This window comes from Specibacter sp. AOP5-B1-6 (genome assembly GCF_052376555.1).
Lineage (GTDB): Bacteria > Actinomycetota > Actinomycetes > Actinomycetales > Micrococcaceae > Specibacter.
The window spans coordinates 86,778-105,404 of record NZ_JBQSVT010000011.1 but is presented as its reverse complement, the minus strand read 5'-3'; the positions used below and the strand labels follow the sequence as shown (position 1 = coordinate 105,404).

The 18,627-nt window shown below is 63.9% G+C and carries 23 protein-coding genes and 1 riboswitch; of the genes, 6 read left to right on the top strand and 17 right to left on the bottom strand.

Annotated features, from left to right (window positions below):
• Positions 1-22 precede the first annotated feature (22 nt).
• The 9 genes from ACT3TS_RS07885 to ACT3TS_RS07845 all read right to left on the bottom strand — a co-directional run bounded on the left by ACT3TS_RS07885 (position 23) and on the right by ACT3TS_RS07845 (position 4,656).
• Complete coding sequence (locus tag ACT3TS_RS07885) at positions 23-532, bottom strand: hypothetical protein (RefSeq protein ID WP_444530952.1); 510 nt, start codon at positions 530-532, stop codon at positions 23-25.
• A 76-nt stretch (positions 533-608) separates the two neighbouring features.
• Positions 609-989 (bottom strand): VOC family protein, encoded by a 381-nt coding sequence (locus tag ACT3TS_RS07880; protein WP_444530951.1) that lies wholly within the window; start codon positions 987-989, stop codon positions 609-611.
• Between the two features lie 28 nt (positions 990-1,017).
• Positions 1,018-1,167, bottom strand: a complete 150-nt coding sequence (locus ACT3TS_RS07875) for a hypothetical protein (RefSeq protein WP_444530950.1) — start codon at positions 1,165-1,167, stop codon at positions 1,018-1,020.
• Between the two features lie 115 nt (positions 1,168-1,282).
• The gene (locus tag ACT3TS_RS07870) at positions 1,283-1,921 is read right to left on the bottom strand and encodes a CG0192-related protein (RefSeq protein WP_444530949.1); all 639 of its coding nucleotides are present in this window, start codon (positions 1,919-1,921) and stop codon (positions 1,283-1,285) included.
• 48 nt (positions 1,922-1,969) lie between these two features.
• Positions 1,970-2,731 (bottom strand): ABC transporter permease, encoded by a 762-nt coding sequence (locus tag ACT3TS_RS07865; protein WP_444530948.1) that lies wholly within the window; start codon positions 2,729-2,731, stop codon positions 1,970-1,972.
• Positions 2,728-3,531: an ABC transporter ATP-binding protein gene (locus ACT3TS_RS07860; protein WP_444530947.1), complete on the bottom strand. Its 804-nt coding sequence runs from the start codon at positions 3,529-3,531 to the stop codon at positions 2,728-2,730. Before ACT3TS_RS07860 ends, ACT3TS_RS07865 begins: the two co-directional genes overlap by 4 nt.
• Before the next feature lie 8 nt (positions 3,532-3,539).
• Complete coding sequence (locus ACT3TS_RS07855) at positions 3,540-3,905, bottom strand: DUF1048 domain-containing protein (RefSeq protein WP_444530946.1); 366 nt, start codon at positions 3,903-3,905, stop codon at positions 3,540-3,542.
• Positions 3,905-4,237, bottom strand: a complete 333-nt coding sequence (locus tag ACT3TS_RS07850; protein ID WP_444530945.1) for a PadR family transcriptional regulator — start codon at positions 4,235-4,237, stop codon at positions 3,905-3,907. The genes ACT3TS_RS07855 and ACT3TS_RS07850 overlap by 1 nt, the downstream gene beginning before the upstream one ends.
• A gap of 149 nt (positions 4,238-4,386) precedes the next feature.
• Complete coding sequence (locus ACT3TS_RS07845) at positions 4,387-4,656, bottom strand: helix-turn-helix transcriptional regulator (protein WP_444530944.1); 270 nt, start codon at positions 4,654-4,656, stop codon at positions 4,387-4,389.
• Between the two features lie 71 nt (positions 4,657-4,727).
• Between ACT3TS_RS07845 and map the strand changes: the two genes are divergently transcribed.
• The gene (map, locus tag ACT3TS_RS07840; protein WP_444530943.1) at positions 4,728-5,498 is read left to right on the top strand and encodes a type I methionyl aminopeptidase; all 771 of its coding nucleotides are present in this window, start codon (positions 4,728-4,730) and stop codon (positions 5,496-5,498) included.
• Positions 5,499-5,608: 110 nt separating this feature from the next.
• Here map and ACT3TS_RS07835 read toward each other — a convergent pair whose 3' ends face one another.
• Together ACT3TS_RS07835 and speB are read right to left on the bottom strand one after the other, a co-directional pair.
• Entirely contained in the window at positions 5,609-7,300 is a 1,692-nt protein-coding gene (locus ACT3TS_RS07835) for a thiamine pyrophosphate-binding protein (protein ID WP_444530942.1), read from the bottom strand.
• Positions 7,297-8,379 carry an agmatinase gene (gene speB / locus ACT3TS_RS07830; RefSeq protein ID WP_444530941.1) on the bottom strand — a complete coding sequence of 361 codons (1,083 nt, stop codon included), beginning with the start codon at positions 8,377-8,379 and terminating at the stop codon, positions 7,297-7,299. The genes ACT3TS_RS07835 and speB overlap by 4 nt, the downstream gene beginning before the upstream one ends.
• Positions 8,380-8,877: 498 nt before the next feature.
• Here speB and ACT3TS_RS07825 point away from each other — a divergent pair, with 498 nt between their 5' ends.
• Complete coding sequence (locus ACT3TS_RS07825; protein ID WP_444530940.1) at positions 8,878-10,857, top strand: APC family permease; 1,980 nt, start codon at positions 8,878-8,880, stop codon at positions 10,855-10,857.
• Between the two features lie 96 nt (positions 10,858-10,953).
• Here ACT3TS_RS07825 and ACT3TS_RS07820 read toward each other — a convergent pair whose 3' ends face one another.
• A complete protein-coding gene (locus tag ACT3TS_RS07820; RefSeq protein WP_444530939.1) occupies positions 10,954-11,961 on the bottom strand; it encodes a DUF2804 domain-containing protein in 1,008 nt (335 codons plus the stop codon).
• A gap of 248 nt (positions 11,962-12,209) precedes the next feature.
• Positions 12,210-12,797: a helix-turn-helix domain-containing protein gene (locus tag ACT3TS_RS07815; RefSeq protein ID WP_444530938.1), complete on the bottom strand. Its 588-nt coding sequence runs from the start codon at positions 12,795-12,797 to the stop codon at positions 12,210-12,212.
• A 188-nt stretch (positions 12,798-12,985) separates the two neighbouring features.
• Here ACT3TS_RS07815 and ACT3TS_RS07810 point away from each other — a divergent pair, with 188 nt between their 5' ends.
• Together ACT3TS_RS07810 and ACT3TS_RS07805 are read left to right on the top strand one after the other, a co-directional pair.
• Complete coding sequence (locus ACT3TS_RS07810; RefSeq protein WP_444530970.1) at positions 12,986-14,467, top strand: sodium:solute symporter; 1,482 nt, start codon at positions 12,986-12,988, stop codon at positions 14,465-14,467.
• 251 nt (positions 14,468-14,718) lie between these two features.
• Positions 14,719-14,830: riboswitch (SAM riboswitch) on the top strand.
• Positions 14,831-14,842: 12 nt separating this feature from the next.
• Positions 14,843-15,127, top strand: coding sequence for a hypothetical protein (locus ACT3TS_RS07805; RefSeq protein WP_444530937.1), 285 nt, complete (start codon positions 14,843-14,845; stop codon positions 15,125-15,127).
• A gap of 34 nt (positions 15,128-15,161) precedes the next feature.
• Here the strand turns inward: ACT3TS_RS07805 and ACT3TS_RS07800 are convergent, their stop codons facing one another.
• The 3 genes from ACT3TS_RS07800 to ACT3TS_RS07790 all read right to left on the bottom strand — a co-directional run bounded on the left by ACT3TS_RS07800 (position 15,162) and on the right by ACT3TS_RS07790 (position 16,196).
• The gene (locus ACT3TS_RS07800) at positions 15,162-15,392 is read right to left on the bottom strand and encodes a biotin/lipoyl-containing protein (RefSeq protein ID WP_444530936.1); all 231 of its coding nucleotides are present in this window, start codon (positions 15,390-15,392) and stop codon (positions 15,162-15,164) included.
• The gene (locus ACT3TS_RS07795) at positions 15,389-15,880 is read right to left on the bottom strand and encodes a transketolase C-terminal domain-containing protein (RefSeq protein ID WP_444530969.1); all 492 of its coding nucleotides are present in this window, start codon (positions 15,878-15,880) and stop codon (positions 15,389-15,391) included. Before ACT3TS_RS07795 ends, ACT3TS_RS07800 begins: the two co-directional genes overlap by 4 nt.
• A gap of 85 nt (positions 15,881-15,965) precedes the next feature.
• A complete protein-coding gene (locus tag ACT3TS_RS07790) occupies positions 15,966-16,196 on the bottom strand; it encodes a hypothetical protein (RefSeq protein ID WP_444530935.1) in 231 nt (76 codons plus the stop codon).
• Positions 16,197-16,399: 203 nt separating this feature from the next.
• On the opposite strand from ACT3TS_RS07790, the gene ACT3TS_RS07785 reads away from it, so the two are divergent.
• Positions 16,400-17,491: a VIT1/CCC1 transporter family protein gene (locus ACT3TS_RS07785; protein ID WP_444530934.1), complete on the top strand. Its 1,092-nt coding sequence runs from the start codon at positions 16,400-16,402 to the stop codon at positions 17,489-17,491.
• Positions 17,492-17,562: 71 nt separating this feature from the next.
• Here the strand turns inward: ACT3TS_RS07785 and ACT3TS_RS07780 are convergent, their stop codons facing one another.
• Positions 17,563-17,910 (bottom strand): MerR family transcriptional regulator, encoded by a 348-nt coding sequence (locus ACT3TS_RS07780; protein WP_444530933.1) that lies wholly within the window; start codon positions 17,908-17,910, stop codon positions 17,563-17,565.
• 85 nt (positions 17,911-17,995) lie between these two features.
• Here ACT3TS_RS07780 and ACT3TS_RS07775 point away from each other — a divergent pair, with 85 nt between their 5' ends.
• Complete coding sequence (locus ACT3TS_RS07775; RefSeq protein WP_444530932.1) at positions 17,996-18,607, top strand: DUF998 domain-containing protein; 612 nt, start codon at positions 17,996-17,998, stop codon at positions 18,605-18,607.
• The last annotated feature ends 20 nt before the right edge of the window (positions 18,608-18,627 follow it).

Here is an 18,627-nt window from a genome sequence, read left to right as displayed (position 1 = left end):
GCTGCGCTGAGCGGCAGAACCGTTACCGGACTTTTCCTTTGCCGCTCATCCCAGCCGACATCGCGGCGCGAAGGATCTTCGTCCACGGTGATCGATGGTGCGTCCGGCCAGGCGAGGAACTGCACTCATTCTCCGCCAGATCCAGACTTTCCTCGATGAGCGCATCATGCAGGGGGCGGAAGAAGAGCGGCCAGGTAAACACCGCCGTTCCGCTCGGCGACATGGACAGCTCGTGCCGGAGCATCGTCGAGTTCTCTGACTGGCCGACGACTGTGAAGGCGTGGCGTCCGTTGAAACCTGCAGGTTTCGTGAACTGAAATTCAACCCGGCGACCGGGCTCGTAATGAGTCACGAAATACCGGACAGGTCCGTGGCCCCCGGCCGCACCCACACCGAGCGTGGCGTCCAGGCGCATGGCTGGCCACTGGCTTCGTGGCCACAGGCGATCGTTCTTGCCGGCGAGCGAATCGATCAGCATTCCCACTTCAACAACGTTGGCGGCAATTTCGCGCTCATGACGGTTATGGATCATGTCGCGACGCTATCGCTGATTCGCGCCCCGCGCGACCCGCCCACCCCGGAGAACCAAATGCGCCAGCATGCGTCGCTTACTCCGGGCGGACGGCAGTGAGGCAGAAGGGGTGCCCGGCAGGATCCAGCAGCACGCGCCATTGTTGGGGTGCCGGCTGATTCGCAGCTTGCGTTGCACCCAGGGCCACAGCCGCTTCGGTCGCCGATTCCACGTCCTGCACGGCGACGTCCAGGTGCATCTGCTGGTGTTGGGGACCTTCAGGCCACGACGGCGGAACGTAGGCGTCCACGCGCATCAACGTGAGCATTGGTCCGGCTCCTGCCAAGGCAATCACCCCGCGGTCGGGAGTGGCAAAAGCTTCCTTGAGGCCCAGAAGACCGGCATAAAAGGATGCCAGCAGATCCGCGTCGGGGCAGTCCAGGGAAATGGAGACAAGGTTTCCAACAGGTTTAGTCATGCCCCAAACTTACCGGCATATGCTCCAGCTACTCGGAGATGGAGGATTTCGATTGCGCTTCCAAAAGATCGGCGGTTTTCTCCGTCGCACTGGCGATCCGCCGCAGGGCACCGATCACACTGATGCTGGCGAACAGCACGACGAGAATCAAAATGACGAACAACCAGGTGGGATCCATCCGCACAATCTATCAGCCCACCGATGCGCAGCCGTGCTCCCAGCCGGGCCCACTGCGGGCACCACAGCCGGGAACGGCTACGTTCACCACATGAAAATGGCCGCGACCACCAGTGTCAGCTTCTGTACGCCGCGGCAATCAAGGCAGGGACGTCCCGACCATCCCACGTCAGTGTCAGTGCAGCCGCACGCGGAACGGACGTGTCCAACTCCTCCAGCCCCAATTCCCGCAGCACAACGAGATTCAACGGCCCGGCTGGAATGCTGGTGACTCCCGCGGTCGTGCGCGGAGCGCCAATGCTCAACTCCGGCAGTTCGACGTCGGACGTTCCGGTGCTGCTGAGCCGGGCCGTCACGGGCAGGCTCTCCAGCGCATCCCCCGCAACCAAATGCTCCGCTGCCTGCGGTTTGCCCGCGAGCAAGGCAGCCGCGAGTTCGCGCACGTAAACGGGGTCGGCCGTTGCGTCATACACCCAACGCCGGCCCAGAACCGAGTGCTCCATGGTGGTTATGAGGAAGTCTTCAGCCCCGACCAACGGCGCGCTCCGGTAGCTCAGCGGCACCTGATACGTCCCGCCGCCAACCCCCACCACATGCGTTTCCATGCCAACTTCGCCCGCCGGATCGTCAAAGCGAAACGCGCCCAGCCGAACCAGGGCCCCAACATCCCCGACAAACCACGGCTGGGCAGGCAGCCACCGGCTCAAAAGTTCGGACTTTGACGGACTGAGTTCTGCATTGTAAATAGTGGCCATGCCCCCAGCTTAGGGGCCACCCCGACGTGAGGACGGGCATTGCCACTCCTACGCGGCCTTCTTCCGGTAGGCGGCCATCGCAAAAAAGTACGCAACAACCAGAATGCCCACACACCAGGCAAGGGCCACCCAGATGTCTCCGCCCACGGGTTGCTGCCCCAGCAGGTTCCGGATCGTGTTCACAATGGAGGTCACCGGCTGATTCTCGGCAAACCAGCGCACCGGACCCGGCATGGTCTCGGTGGGCACGAACGCCGAGCTGACGAACGGCAGAAAGATGAGCGGATATGAGAAGGCGCTCGCCCCGTCCGCAGACTTTGCCGTGAGCCCGGGAATCACGGCGATCCAGGTCAGTGCCAGCGTCAGCAGCACCAGGATCCCAGCCACCGCAAGCCACGGCAGCGCACCAGCCCCGGATCGGAAGCCCATAATCAAGGCAACAAGCACGACGACGGCCACGGAGACCATGTTGGCGACAAGCGAGGTCACCACGTGCGCCCACAACACGGCGGACCGGGCAATCGGCATGGACTGGAAGCGCTCAAAGATGCCACTCTGCATGTCCAGGAACAGCCGAAACGCCGTGTAGGAGATGCCGGAGGCGATCGTAATGATTAAAATGCCAGGCAGCAGGTAGCTCACATAAGATCCGGAGCCGGTGTGGATCGCGCCGCCGAAGACATAAACGAACAGCAGCAGGAACGCGATCGGCATGATGGTTGTCGTGATGATGGTGTCCATGCTGCGTGTGACATGGCGCAGGGAGCGCCCCAGCAAGACGTTGGTGTCGGAGAGAAAATGCTTGCTCATGACGTTTCCTTGGTGGTATCAACGGCGTCGCCGCCATTGCCGCCGACGATGGCGAAGAAAACGTCCTCGAGGGTGGGTTGTTTTTCGACATACTCAACGGTGGCCGGCGGCAGCAGGGCCTTCAGTTCGGCCAAGGTGCCGTTGACGATGATGCGCCCCTCATGCAGGATCGCGATCCGGTCGGCGAGGTGTTCGGCCTCGTCAAGGGTCTGCGTGGTGAGCAGCACCGTGGTGCCGTGGCCGGCGAGTTCCTTCACGGCCGCCCACACCTCAATGCGCCCCTGCGGGTCGAGACCCGTGGTGGGCTCGTCGAGGAAGATGACCGGAGGATTTCCGATCAGGCTCATCGCAATGTCCAGGCGCCGCCGCATGCCACCGGAGTAGGTCGACACCTTGCGTGTGCCCGCATCGGTCAGGGAGAAGCGTTCCAGGAGGCCGTCGGCAATTTCGCCGGGTCCGTGAAGGTGCCGCAGCCTGGCCACCAGGACCAGGTTTTCCCGCCCGGTGAGGATCTCGTCGACGGCGGCAAACTGGCCAGTCAGACTGATCGATTCACGCACACTGCCCGGCTGGGAAGTGACGTCGAAGCCATTGACGGCGGCAGCACCGGCGTCGTGCTTCAAAAGGGTGGACAGGATGTTCACGATGGTGGTCTTCCCGGCGCCATTGGAGCCGAGGAGGGCGAAGATGCTGCCGCGGGCCACCTCGAAATCAACGCCGCGCAACACCTGCACGTCCTTGAACGATTTTTTCAGGCCCGCCACGGTGATGGCTGCGGCCGGGGACTGGTTGGTGATCATGGGCTGCCCTACATTTCCGCGTCCGGGATGCCGTTGATGGCGGCGATCAGGCGTTGGCGTTCCTTGTTGATCCATTGGCCCTCGGAGTAGTTCGCCAGGAACGTCTCGACGAACTCGACGGGTTCGGTGCCGACGATGTCGCGCACGGGGGTGCCGTCCACGGCGGCCTGTTCGAAAAGGTCGCCGAGGTCGTCGAGCATGGTGACCATGATTTCGCCGTTGGTGATGGAGCCGAAATACATCAGGTACCGCTCAATCGCCTCGACGGCGGTGCGGTAATTCGCGGGCAGCGCCTGGACGCGCGCCTTGTGTTCGCGGTATTGCTTCTTCTGCTCGAGTGATCCCGTGACCAGCTCGATCCATTTTGCCGCCATTATTTCGTGCCTCCTTCGCGGAGCTGTTCGAGCCGTTCGGCCACGAAGCCCCATGTTTTCCAAAATTCCTCAAGCTCTGCCCGGCCTTGATCGTTCAGCGAATAGACCTTGCGCGGCGGCCCCTTTTCCGAGGACCGCTTGACGACGTCGACCATCCCGTTGCGCTCGATTCGCACCAAAAGCGCGTACACGGTGCCTTCAGCGATGTCGTCAAAGCCCTTGGCCCGCAGTTGCGAGGTGATCTCATAGCCGTACGCGGGCTGGGTCGCCAGAATCGCCAGGACTATGCCCTCCAGGGTGCCTTTGAGCATCTCCGTCATTTGCTTCCCCATGGAAAACCTCCCTCCTACTTAGTGATGCTTACTACCAGTACATAGTAGCGTTAAGTAGCGAAGGTGCAACAGGACTTTGCGGGATGTTTCTGGATTTTTCAGGGAGGCCGGCGCCGAGGCTCGGGCGGGCGGGCTGCGGGGCCAGCGGGTTACGAGGCCAGCGCGGATTCCGGCGGAGCTTCGCCGCCGGTCCGCTTGAAGCCGTCCATGGACAGACCCAGCTCGGAGCAAATACGCAGAATTGTGAAGAACTCCGGGGACGGACTGCGGCCGGTTTCAATTTTCCGCAGTGTTTCCACTGAAACGCCGGCGCACAGGGCCACGTCAACCATGGTTCGTGCACCCCTCGCCACGCGCAGGGCTGCACCCAGCTCCTGCCCGCGCTTGATTTCTTCCGCCGTGAGCGGCACCCGTACCATGACACCCATCATACTACCGGTATAGTTATACCAGCAATGTTTTTACCGACTGGCGGAAAGGCCGGATCCCCATGATCGAACTGCACTCCATGAAAGTACTTGAAGAGATGAAGCCTGCGGGTGAGTTTGTTTCGTCAACACTCGCTGCCCTGAAGGAACGTGCTGCCGTCGGCGTGGACCTGATGGAGCTCAACAGCATGGCGCACGACCTCATTCGCGAGCGCGGGGCCACATCGTGCTACCTCGACTACGCACCGTCTTTTGGCTCCGGCCCCTTCGGCCACGTCCTGTGCACCTCGGTCAATGACGCGGTGCTGCACGGACTGCCGCACCCCTACCGGCTGCGCGACGGCGACCTGTTGACCCTCGATTTTGCCGCCAACGTGGATGGCTGGGTGGCCGATTCGGCCATCAGTTTCGTGGTGGGGGCCGCGAGTCCGGAGGATCTGGAGCTGATCGAGCTCACGGAGCGCGCCCTCGAGAAGGCCATCTCAGTTGCCGTGGTGGGCAACAAGATCGGCGACATCTCCTATGCCATTGGCAGCGTCGCCCGCGAAGCCGGCCTCAAGATCAACAAGCAATTTGGTGGGCACGGCGTGGGCCGCACCATGCACGGGGAACCGTTCGTCGCTAACGACGGCAGGCCCGGCCGCGGCTTCCCCCTGCAGCCCGGGCTCGTCATCGCCATCGAGCCGTGGTTCATGCGGGGCACCGACAAACTGAGGATGGCCGACGACGGCTGGACCCTGCACAGCGCCGACGGCAGCCGCACCGCCCATTCGGAACACACCATCGCGATCACCGGGGACGGGCCGCTGGTTCTGACACGCCCCGGATTCTAGCCACCGCCCCGCCGGGCCTGCAGATGATGCCGATGCTTTCGCGGCAACGGCATCATCTGGGCGTTCGGCGGGTGGGTGGAGTTCACCAAAGGCGAGCGTCCGGCAACGGGCTAGATGTCCAGGTGGGTGGGGCCGAACATCTTCAACAGCACGTCAACCACGACGACGTTCGGACCGTCGGCCGCGAAGGCCGCCTTGAGCGCGTCCCCCACATCTTCGGGTTTGACGCGCCGAGCCGGAACGCCGAAGGCCTCCGCGAGTTTCACGAAGTCCGGCCGGGCCAGCTCAGTGTGGGTGGCCTTGCCGAAGGTGTCGATCATGTACTCGCGCAGGATGCCGTAGCCGCCGTCGTCAACAATGAGCCAGGTGACCGGCGCATTGTGCTGCTTGGCCGTGGCCAGTTCCGAGATGGAGTACATGGAGGAGCCGTCGCCGGCAACGGCCAGCACGCGGGCCGGCCGGCCCAGGCGCTGCAGGCCGAGCGCTCCGCCAATGGCGGCCGGGAACCCGTAGCCCAATCCGCCGGCGCCCTGGGCGGAGTGGAATTCCCCGTCCTTGGAGTCCCAGCAGCTCCAGCCCCAATAGGCCGAGATGGTCATGTCCCAGAAAGTCTGCATGTCGGCCGGGACGGCGTCGCGGATGTCGTCCATGAACTGGCGTTCAAGGCCCAGGTCCTGCCCGTCGAGACGGGACTGCACCTTGGCGAGCGTGTCCTTGACGACGGCCTGCGGGGTGGCGCCGTGCCACTGTGCACGCTCACCATGGGGTTCAACCAGTGCCTCATCCAGCGCGGTCAGCGCCTGGCCGGCGTCGGCCCGGATGCCCAGGGCCGGTCGGTTGGATTCCAGCACGCGGGGTTCTGCGTCGATCTGGATGATGCGCCCGCGCGGCTCCATCGTGAAGTAGTTGCTCGACACCTCACCCATGGAAGAACCGATGACAACGAGCACGTCGGCGTCCTCCAGCACCTCGGTGACATACCTGTCCTCCATCCACGACTGCAGCGACAGCTCGTGGTTCCACGGGAACGCGCCGTTGCCGCCGGGCGTGCACACCACAGGGGCGTTGAGCTTTTCGGCGATCGCGAGCAGCTGCTTCTGGGCATGGCCGCGGCGCACGCCGCCGCCGGCCACAATGGCGGGACGTTCGGCGGCGGACAGCCATTTCACGGCCTCCCTGACCAGCTCGACGCGCGGCGGGTTGTCAAAGGGGTCGGCCAGCGCATCTTCGACGGCCGGAACGAAGATGAGGTCCAGCAGCACGTTTTGCGGCACTTCAATCCAGACCGGGCCCTGCGGGGAGGACACGGCTTCCGTCCACGCGTCCTGAATGGCAGAGGGGATGCCCGAGGCGTGCTGGATCAGGCGCTGGCTCTTTGTCACGTTGGCCGCGGAGGCTTTTTGGTCATCGAGCTGGTGCAGCATGCCCTTGCGGCGGGCGCCCAATCCCTCCAGCGGGATCTGGCTGGCCACAACAATCATGGGCACGCCCGTGGCATACGCTTCCTGCAGGCCGGCGAGGGCAGTGAGCGCCCCGGGGCCGGTGGACAGGAACAAGACACCGACTTCCCCGGTGGCCCGGGAGTAGCCGTCGGCGGAAAACGCCGAATTGTTCTCCACGCGGGACGAGACAAAATGCAACGGTGAGCGGCCGAGCGCATCGAACAGGCCCAGCGCGTGCTGGCCCGGGATGCCGAACACGGTTTTGGCACCCAGGGCGGTCAGTGTTTCAACAACAAGGTCGCCTCCGTTGCGCTGGATGTCGGCGGATTCCTCAACTGCAGCCATGTCGGTGTTCGTCATTTGGTGCCTCCCTCGGTGGTGGCGGTAGGCGCAAAGCCGGCCGGCCGACGTCGTTCTTCTGCATCAAGGGCCTGCGCGGCGTAACCGTTGGGAGCGCCAAACCTGTCGCCTGCAACATGGTTGTCGGCCATCAAGGTCACGAGCTCGAAGCCCACATGGCTGGCGGCGATGCCGGTGATTTCCGCGTGGTCATAGGCGGGGGCAACCTCCACGATGTCGGCGCCAACGAGGTTCATGCCACGGAAGCCGCGAATGATCTCGATGAGCTCACGGCTGGTGATGCCGCCGGCCTCGGGGGTGCCGGTGCCGGGTGCGTGTGCGGGGTCCAGGACGTCGATGTCCACCGAGATGTACAGCGGGCGTTTGCCGATTCTGTCGCGGATCTTGGCCACGGTTTCCAGCACGCCCTGGTAGTAGACGTCGGCGGCGGTGACGATGCCGAAGCCGAAGCGGTGGTCGTCGTCGAGGTCCTTTTTGCCGTAGAGCGGGCCGCGGGTGCCGACGTGGGAGATGGCCTCGGTGTCGAGAATGCCTTCCTCGACGGCGCGGCGGAAGGGCGTGCCGTGCGTGTATTCGGCGCCGAAATAGGTGTCCCAGGTGTCCAGGTGGGCGTCAAAGTGCAGCATCGCGACGGGTTCGCCGGCACGTTCGGCGGCGGCGCGCAGCAACGGCAGGGAGATGGTGTGGTCGCCACCGATGGTCAGCAGCTTGGAGCCGCCGGCGGTCAGGTCCAGCGCGTTTTGCTGGATGGTTTCAATGGCTTCGTTGATGTTGAAGGGGTTCACGGCCATGTCGCCGGCGTCGGCCACCTGGCAGTCTTCAAACGGGGAAACATCCCAGGCCGGGTTGTACGGGCGCAGCAAGCGGCTGGCCTCGCGGACGTGGTTGGCGCCGAAGCGCGCGCCGGGCCGGTAGGAAACGCCGCTGTCAAAGGGGACGCCCACGACTGAGACATCAGCCTTGGCGACCTGGTCCAACCGCGGGAGGCGTGCGTATGTTGCGGCGCCTGCATAGCGTGGGATTTGGGAGGAATCGATCGGGCCAAGATTGCCGTTGGCCTCGATGCGGAGCTCTTTCATGGATGTCCTCGTCTCTCAAAGGGATTCCCGGTGGCGCCGACACAGTAGATGTGCGTCACATCCGGACAGTTGTTCACCATCGTACAACTGTTGTTGCCCAATGGGAACCAAAAGTTTCGCAGGGGATACATTCCGCCGCATTGGGCGCCTCCGCGAGAGGGATCCCGGGGCTGCGGCCCCTCCCCTCGCCGCGAATCAGCGCCTGGCCTGCGAATCAGCTGTTGCCCAACAGCTGATTCGCGGCTTGGACGCTGATTCGTGGCGGCACCTCCCCACCGGGCAGCCGCGACGGCGGCTTGGACGCTGATCCGTGGCGGCACCTCCTGCTCGGGCCCAGCACCAGCCGCACGGCCGGCACCGCCTGCACGGCCTGCACCATCCACGTCCCGCCGCCGACAATTGGGCGTTAAGATTTCGTCAAGACCGGGGTCGCGGGGCCCCGGCCGGTGCTAGTCTCCATTAGCCGCCATAGAACGGCGTCGAACCGGAAGGCCGCCAGTGACATCCCCCGCCAAAGCACCTGAAGACCCCGGCGCCGCTGTAAAGCTCCGGGGCAAGGCGGCCCTGCGCCAATGGCTGCTCGAGGGCCTGCCGGAAAGTTCGGGCAAGCGGCAGGGGCCGCACGGCAAGCCCGCCGCCGGCCACGAGCGCCATTCCTGGTGGCGGGTCATGTGCCTGACCGGCCTGGACTACTTCTCCACCCTGGGCTACCAACCCGCCATCGGCGCCCTGGCCGCCGGTGTGCTGGCTCCCGTGGCCACCATCGTGCTGGTGCTCGTGACATTGTTCGGTGCGCTGCCGGTTTACAAACGGGTGGCCCGCGAAAGCCCGCATGGCGCCGGTTCCATCGCCATGCTGGAACGGCTCCTGCCGCGCTGGTGGGGCAAACTCTTTGTGCTTGCCCTGTTGGGGTTCGCAGCCACCGACTTCATGATCACCATTACGCTCTCCAGCGCCGACGCCACGGCGCACGTGATTGAAAATCCCTTCGCCCCCGACTTCCTGCAGGGCCACAACATCGCCATCACGCTGGTGCTGATTGCCGGACTGGCCGCCGTCTTCCTGCGCGGCTTCAAGGAGGCCATCGGCATCGCCGTGGTGTTGGTGGCAGTCTTCCTGGCTCTGAACCTCGTTGTCATCGGTGTCGCCCTGGTCAACGTGGCCGGCAGTCCGCTGCTCACGGCCGACTGGTGGACGGCGCTGACAACCCAGCATGGCAACCCCGTCATGGTCGTCGCCATCGCCCTTTTGGTGTTCCCGCGACTGGCGCTCGGCCTGTCCGGTTTTGAAACGGGCGTCGCCGTCATGCCACAGATCAAGGGCCGGCCCACCGACACCGAAGAGGATCCCGATGGCCGCATCAAGGGCGCCCACAGACTGCTGACGACGGCGGCTCTCATCATGAGCAGCTTCCTGATCACCTCCTCCATCGCCACGACGATCTTGATCCCGGCCGCGGAATTCCAGCCCGGCGGCGCCGCCAACGGCCGCGCCCTCGCGTTTCTGGCCCACGACCTCCTCGGCGAAGGCTTCGGCACCGTGTACGACATCAGCACCATCGCCATCCTGTGGTTTGCCGGGGCCAGCGCCATGGCGGGCCTGCTCAACCTGGTCCCGCGCTACCTGCCGCGTTTCGGCATGGCCCCGGAATGGGCGGCAGCCGTGCGCCCGCTGGTGCTGGTGTTCACCGCCGTCGCCGTTCTCATCACCATCATTTTCAAGGCCGACGTCGATGCCCAGGGAGGTGCCTACGCGACGGGTGTGCTGGTGCTCATCACGTCGGCCGCGATCGCCGTCACACTGGCGGCGAAGCGTAAGGGCGAGCGGGCAAAGGTGGTGGGCTTTGGCGCTGTTTCGGTGGTGTTTGTGTACACAACAGTTGCGAACTCCATTGAACGGCCCGACGGCCTCAAGATCGCGCTGTTGTTTATTCTGGGGATTGTCGTGGTCAGCCTGCTCTCCCGGCTGCGGCGTTCCTTTGAACTGCGGGCAACATACATTCGCATGGATGAGGTGGCCATGAACTTTGTGGCGGCCGTGGACGAGGGAACCATCCGGATCATTTCCCACGATCCGAAAACCCGCAGTGCTGCCGCCTACCGGCGCAAGCTGGCGCATGCCGCACTCGTCAATGAGATGGGCAATCCGCGCGAGGTGTTGTTCATGGAGGTCATTGTCGATGACTCCTCGGACTTTGAAACGGCGTTGGAGATTCGAGGCATCACCCGGCACGGCTTCAAGATCCTGCAGGTCCACGCCTCCAACGTGCCCAACACCATCGCCGCCGTGCTGCTCCACATTCGCGACGCCACCGGCTTGATCCCGCACATTTATTTCCGCTGGACGGAGGGCAACCCGATCACGAACCTGCTCAAGTACCTGTTCATCGGCGAGGGCGAAATTGCGCCGGTCACCCGCGAAGTGCTCCGTGAGGCCGAACCCGAACTTACCAAGCGGCCCTGGGTCCACGTCGGCTGAGGGTTCCCTGGCCGAGGCACGAGGTTAGGGAGGGCAATGGGCCCACGCGCCCGAGGGTTCCCTGGCCGAGGCACGAGGTTAGGGAGGGCGTGGGGATCACCAGCGGTTGTGGACGTCCTCGGCCCAGCCAAGGATGCCGGCCACCCGGATGCGGTTTCCGGCGCTGTCGGCGATCTCGCCGTCGTAATGACCAAAACACTGGTGGGTGTTGTTGCCCAGGATCCCAAGATTGATGGCCGAGACTTTGTCGTAAAACGGCGTGAACACCAGGTCCGCCGATTCTCCGTGGATGTGCCACGGCGCGAGCCAGTCGGTGTTGCTGTAGTCCCACACCAGGTTCTCGCTGATCTTGTGCAGCCGACCATCCACCAGCAGCGCATTTTCGGTGGCGCCGGTGCCGTCGGTCCACTTGGAACCGAGCTGGATGCCGATCGTGCGCCCATCAGTGGTGCCCGAACCGGCACCCCAATTCCAGTGCATCGAGTACGGCCAGCGGCCACGCCCGTGGTCCAGCACGGCCCACGAGTCGCCCGCCGGAAGGCTGACGGTGCGCCCGTCAACGTTCAACGTGCCGCTGGCGGGGCGGGCCACATCCTTGACCGTGTACTGAAAAAGCCGTTCGCTCCACGGCACCACAACACCCAGGGACTCGTGGCCTTCGGGCCGGGCAGCCATGATGTCCAGCCGCACCCGGGGTGTCTGCGCCCGCAGCCGGGTGCCGCCCGGAACCTCGGCAATGTCAATGGTCAGGTTCTTGGTCTGCGCCCGGGCGGAGCCCTCGCCCAGCGACCGCGGCAGGGTGGCGCTGCCGCCAAGAATGCCCGTCACGTTGGCGCCAACGGAGTCACCGGTGGCCCGGTCCAGCACCCACAGTTCGTGCACGGCCGCGTAGTCCAGCGAGGAAACGGTCAGGGACACAATATGGGTCGGGGAGGTGATGGCCCAATACTCCCAGCGCTTGTTCCGCCCCCACCGCTGGCGCCCGCGGCCAATGCCTGAGGTGTCGTGCAGCGGGGTGCGCGTCCACCCCACGGCGGCCGGGTTGAGCCGCCCGTCGAGAAGGGTCAGTGCAACCGGGGTCGTAATTTCCGTTTCAACCAGCATGCCCGGCGAAGCCCTCAACGTTGAGGGCAAACCTTGTCCGGCTGCCAGGGCGGGGTGCGGTCGCGTCACGGCGCCTCGCGTCGGCCCGTTGCGCATGGCTCACAAACACCCCTTAATATAAGTTGAATCACTGCAAGACTACCTTTTGGCAACATTTCCCGCGCCGCGCCGGGCAACCGGCCGACGGGCGGCGGGCGGCGGGTGAGGGGCGGCGGGTGAGGGGCCCGCGAGCCGGCCCGTCTTCCTGCCTAGCTTGAGCCCGACCCCGAGGCCGCGGGGACCAGGATCCACAGGGCCTCGACGGGGTGGGCTGAAAAGTTTTCCCAGCTGTGCGGCTCACGGCCGGGAAATGACAGCGTGTCTCCGGCCTTCAACTCATAGGAATCCTGGGTCATGCGCAGCGTCAGCTCGCCGCTGATGATGTGCAGGACATCGACGTCGCAGTCGACGGCGTACAGTTCAGCTTCCCCGCGCCCGTACGGCTCGATCGTGGCACCAAGGATCTGCAGGCGCCGCTCCGAGCGCGAGGTCAGCAGCCGTTCAACAATGCCCTCGCCGCCGAGAGAGATGCGCGGCCCCTCGCCACGCCGGGCCAAGTGGGTTTCCGGGGCAGCGAACAGTTCACCAATGGAGATGGAGAGGACCTGGCACAAGGTGACCAGGGAAGCCACACTCGGTGAGGTCAGGTCGCGCTCGACCCTGCTGAGGAATCCCTTCGTCAGTCCAGTCGCGTCCGCCACGTGCTCAATGGTGAGCCGCTGGTCCTGCCGGGCTGCGCGAATCCGCGACCCAATGGCCACCGGGCCGGCACTTGGTTCCAGGGGCAAAGCTTTCATTGCGGCTCCTTACGCCACCAGCGCCACTTGAATTTAAGCGGCATATTGACTGTAACTACCATCACAGTTTAGCCTAATAGACAACAAATGTTGCTTTATAGGCAATATTTTTGGGGAATCCCAATCACTTAGCACTGGAGCATCGCGTGGACTTAAACATTGCCATAGTCGTCTTATATTTGGTGGCCATGCTGGCCTTTGGCTGGTGGGGCAAATCACGAACCAAGAACAACAGCGACTTCCTCGTCGCCGGCCGCCGCCTGGGTCCCTTCCTCTACACAGGGACCATGGCCGCCGTCGTGCTCGGTGGCGCCTCCACGGTGGGCGGGGTGGGGCTTGGTTACAAGTTCGGCATCTCGGGCATGTGGCTGGTGGTCGCCATCGGTGTCGGCGTACTGCTGTTGAGCCTGCTCTTTGCGCCCACGCTGCAGAAGCTGAAGATCTACACGGTCTCGCAGATGCTGAGCCTGCGTTACGGCCGGGAAACCACCAAGGTTTCGGGCATCGTCATGCTGGCCTACACCATCATGATTTCGGCAACGTCGACGGGTGCCTACGCCACCATCTTTGTGGTGCTGTTCGGCTGGGACCGCTGGCTGGCCATCGCCGTCGGCGGGGCGATCGTGCTGGTCTATTCGACCATTGGCGGCATGTGGTCCATCACCCTGGCCGACCAGGTGCAGTTCGTCATCAAGACCGTGGGCGTTTTCCTGCTCATGCTGCCGTTCGCGTGGAACGCCGCGGGCGGCCTTGGCGGCATCCGTGAGCGCGTGGATGCAAGCTTCTTCCAGTGGGACGGGATCGGTGTCCAGACGATCATCACCTACTTTGTGGTCTACACCCTGGGCATGCTCATTGGCCAGGATATTTGGCAGCGCGTCTTTACGGCCCGCACACCGGAAGTGGCCCGTTGGGGCGGCACCGCGGCCGGCATCTACTGCATCCTTTACGGCGTTGCAGGAGCGTTGATTGGCATGGCCGCCTACGTGGCGCTGCCCGCCATTGACATCGCCAACCTGGGCAAGGACGTTGTTTACGCTGAGGTTGCCACCGACCTGCTACCCATGGGCATCGGCGGAATCGTAATGGCCGCGGCCGTTGCCGCCATGATGTCCACCGCCTCCGGCTCGCTCATTGCCGCCGCGACAGTGGCCCGCAAGGACGTCATTCCGTTCGTCGCCAGCTGGTTCGGCAAGGACATCGACAACTCCGACTCCGCCAACCCCGAGCACGACATCAAGGCCAACCGCTGGTACATTCTCGTGATCGGCCTGCTGGTGGTGCTGATCTCCATTGTGGTCAACGACGTGGTGTTCGCCTTGACCATCGCTTACGACATCCTCGTCGGCGGCCTGCTCGTGGCCATCATCGGCGGCCTCGTGTGGAAGCGCGGCACCGGCCTGGGTGCCGCCTGGTCCATGGCCGTCGGCTGCATCGTCACCATCGCATCCCTGGTCATTTACGCCACCGGGATCATCCACAGCGTCGACGGCATCTACGCCAACGAGCCGATCTACTTCGGCCTGGGCTCCTCGCTCATCGTCTACGCTGTGGTCTCCCTGCTGAGCCCGGAAACCCCAGCCCATATCCGCAAGGTCTGGGACGACCGCCTGGCCGCTGCCGCCACCGACTCCAACCCCGACGAGGAAGCCCACGCGCTGGCGAAGTAACCCTCGCATCTGCCCCGCACTCGTGGTTGTCAATTCAACTGATTTAGGTTGAATTAACAACCACGAGTGCGGGCTAGATTTTTTGTTTGGAGGACGACGGCGGAGGAGGCTGCCGCGGTTGTCCCGGCTGCGGCTCTGGCGTCCTTGTGTGCATCCGCCGGTCGCTTGCACGGGTGGCGACGGCGGCAGGTGACGTAATAAATTACGTCACCTGCCGCCGTCGAGCCTTAAAGCAGTAGCCTTGGGAACAGCTTCATGAGATGCGACGCCAAGCTCCGACTGGTCGCACACCAACCCCATGCTTCACGGGTGGTTCGGATGAGGAAGTGACCGGCGGAAAGCTCCGTTCGGTAAGAGCAAGCAAAGGCTTCCACCATGACTTTCACTTCCGTGGCCCCCGCAACCCGGCGCAAGATTGCCCGGCCCGCCAGCATCCCCGTCCTTCCGGCCGTGGACCTCAACCTTGGTTCCGTGTCGTTTGCGACGCCCGGTGGCTACCACCAGTACTGGTCGGGCGAGCCCGTCGAGTTGGTCGAAGCACTCACACAGGCCGTCCGGCCGGCCCAGTGGATCCCGGAAATCGCCACTCTGGTTGTCACCGTGGCGCAGACCGGTGTCAGGGCGGGTCGCCGGATCGGCTTCGGGCTCACCGCGCACTGACGCACCAGCGGCTCGGCGTGGGGAGGCGTCGGGTTCACGAGATCTCGGCGATCACTGACCCCTGCGCCACTTCGTCGCCTTCCTGGACCCGAAGCCGGACGGTGCCGGCAACGGGCGCGTAAATTTCGGCGTCGACCTTGTCAATGGCGACCTCGGCGAGCAGGTGCTTCTCGGCCACCGTGTCGCCGTCGGCCACGTACCAGGTGGCCACGACGCCGGGTTCGGAGGCATCCCCCGTCATCATCGGAAACAGGACTTCACTCATGCAGCTACCGCCGTTCGGACCGCGGCCTCAATGCGTGCGGCCGTTGGCAACACAGCATATTCGAGTTCATGGGCGTAGGGAATGGGCACGTCCGGCACGCACACGCGGCTGAAATGCTTCAGCAGGGCGGGGTCGTGCTCGGTGATGGTGGCTGCAATCTCCCCGGACAGCCCAAATGACTGGTAGCCCTCATCGACCACAATGACTTTTCCGGTCTTTGCTGCCGTGGCGATCACGGCTTCACGGTCCAGCGGCACCAGCGAGCGCAGGTCCAGCGCCTCGACACTGATGCCCTCCCCCGCCAGCTTCTCCGCCACGTCCAGGCTGTGGTGCACGGACAGCGACAGGGTCACGATGCTCACGTCGGTGCCCTCGCGGACCACCTTGGCCTTGCCGATCGGGACCTCGTACTCCTCTTCGGGCACGGCGCCGATGGAGCGCTGGTTCTTCGCCATCCACGCCAGCCCCATGACGCCCTTGTGGAACATGTAGACCACAACAGCTCCGCGCCATCGCTAAGGCCCCCGATAGCTTCGGTGGCACTGCGATGGACGGCGCCCACGACCGGTTGCATCAGCGCTGCGGCTGGCTGGCAGCCTTCTTCTTGGCTGCCGCACTAGTGGAGGCCCAAGTGCCGCCAAGCAAGGCAGCGCAGCTGGAGGCCATGACCACCATGCCCGCATTTCCCTTGACGAGGCCCGCAATAAACAGGGCCGCCATGCATGCGAGCCCCATGGTCATGCCGATCAACATGATGCGGGTGGCGTAGTAGTCATGGGTCTTGGTCTGCTGTGTGGCGGTCATGGAATTCTCCTTGGTTGAACTATCTTGTGGGGTCGAAGCAATGACACAACTCTACGCAAGTACTTTCCATTGCGTCAAGTACTTTCTGAATATTTCTTTTGGCTGGATTTTCCGGCATCCCGAAACTTTTTCGCTAGGAGTCCCGGCCGGAAAACCGCATGAATCCGCGCTACAGTAGGGGCTGACTTTGAGGAGCAACTCCCGTGCCTGAACGAATTCCCACCCCGGCAGAAATTAAGCGCTGGCGCCAATACTTGGCCGATGAACGTGCCGAAGCCTCGGTCTACCGGGACTTGGCGAAGCGCCGCGACGGCGAAGAGCACGATATCCTGATGGCCCTGGCCACAGCCGAGGGACGCCACGAACAACACTGGCTGGACCTGCTCGGTGACCACGCCGGTCCGCCCATGCGTCCGTCATCCCGCAACCGGCTTTTGGGGCTGCTGGCCCGCCGCTTCGGCTCCGTGTTTGTGCTTGCATTGGCGCAGCGTTCGGAGTCCAGGTCCCCATATGCCACCGATGCTGATGCCACCGATGCCATGGCCGCGGATGAATCAATCCACGAGGAAGTGGTTCGCGGGCTCTCGGCAAGGGGCCGCAACAGGCTCTCCGGATCCTTTAGGGCAGCCGTCTTTGGCGCCAACGACGGCCTCGTCAGCAACCTTTCCCTCGTGATGGGCATGGCTGCAACCGGGGTTGGCAGCCAGGTGGTGTTGTTCAGCGGCATCGCCGGCCTGCTGGCAGGGGCGCTGTCGATGGCTGCCGGCGAGTTTGTGTCAGTGCGTTCCCAGCGTGAATTGCTTGACGCCTCGCAGCCGACCCGGATCACCCTGTCCGCAGCTCCTTCCCTCGACCTTGAAAACAACGAACTTGTCCTGGTTTATTTGGCGCGAGGAATGTCCCGCGAGGCGGCCGAGCATCGGGCAGCCGAGCGCCTGGGCCAATTTACCTGCGACTGCGACCCCAGCCTGTCGCTGCAGGCGGAGAACTTTGAATCACCCAACGAACTTGAAACCCTGGGCACGGCCTGGGGTGCTGCAAGCTCCAGTTTCTGTTTCTTCGCCTCCGGTGCCATCATCCCGATCCTGCCGTTCCTGTTCGGCATGACCGGGATCGGTGCCCTCGTGCTGGCGTGCACCCTCGTGGGCTTGGCACTGCTGGGAACGGGTGCCGTCGTTGGCTTGCTGTCCGGGGCCTCCCCGTTGTGGCGCGGCTTGCGGCAACTGGCCATCGGCATGGGTGCCGCCGCTGCAACGTACCTACTGGGCCTGGCCTTTGGTGGCCTGGTCGGCTGACGGTTTTCGCCTCTCAGGCCAGGGGCACGCGGGCCTGTCGTCACACGGGCGTGTCGTGACGCGGGCCGGTGTCATTCGTGTCCGAGTTCGCGCAGGGTGTTCGAGATAACGTCAACACTGCGGCTGAGTTCGGCGATGCTGTTGGTGAGTATCCGGCGCTGCTGTTTGAGCAATCCAGCTCGTTCGTGATCACTCATGGTGTCCCAGTTCGCCATTTGTGTCCGCATTTGTTCCAGCGGCAGACCGACGGCCCGTCCGGCCAGAATGAGCTCAAGCCGACGCTTGGCCGCCTGACCGTAATCCCGATACCCGCTGTGGGATCGGGTGATCTGGCCAGGGCTGAACATGTCCCGCGCTTCGTAGTACCTGATCGCTGACGGGGCCGCCCCGGTTAAACGTGCCAGTTCGCCGATGCGCATGGTTGCCTCCTTGACCTTCAAGTTACTTTAGACATTAGCCTGACGATGCCAGGAAAATCCTGCAACCATCGAACGAAGGAATCGCATGTCTGAACTGCTTGAGTTCTCCGCCGCTGTTCTCTTTGCATGCCGACTGGGTTTGTTTGCCGCGCTGCATGTGTGGCCCGGAGGGATTCATCTCTTTCGGAACGCGGTGAGTGATTATGCCACGTCGTCATCGCCACTGACACGGAAATTATCGGTTTGTTCCTCATGGACGGCCGCTGCTGCCTGGTTGGCCCTTGGTGCCGGGTTGTTGTTGGATCCGCGCTGGGAATCCCAGCCGGTGGCACCGGCCATCTGGCTCATCATCCTCGGCGTCATCCTGGCGACGATGCCGTGGGTTCCTACCGACGGACCAGGCGTGCGGCCAACTTTTCGCGGACGGTTGCACATGCTGCTTGCAGTCGGCTGGTTCACCATTTCCTACTCAACGATGGGACCGCTGGCAGGGCTGCTGGACCTTGCCGGCATTCCCGCATTGGCTGAAACGCTGAGCGTCAGCAGAATCGTCGCGGCCATCGCACTGGCGGCACTCGTCCTCTCGATGCTCATTCGGCCCCTGCGCAGTCGCACCTTTGGCGTCAGCGAGCGCATCTTCATCCTCGCCGTCACTTTCGCACCGCTGCTCGCCAGCGCCGGTCTCGCGGCGCACTGAACTCGTGCACGGATCCGAGC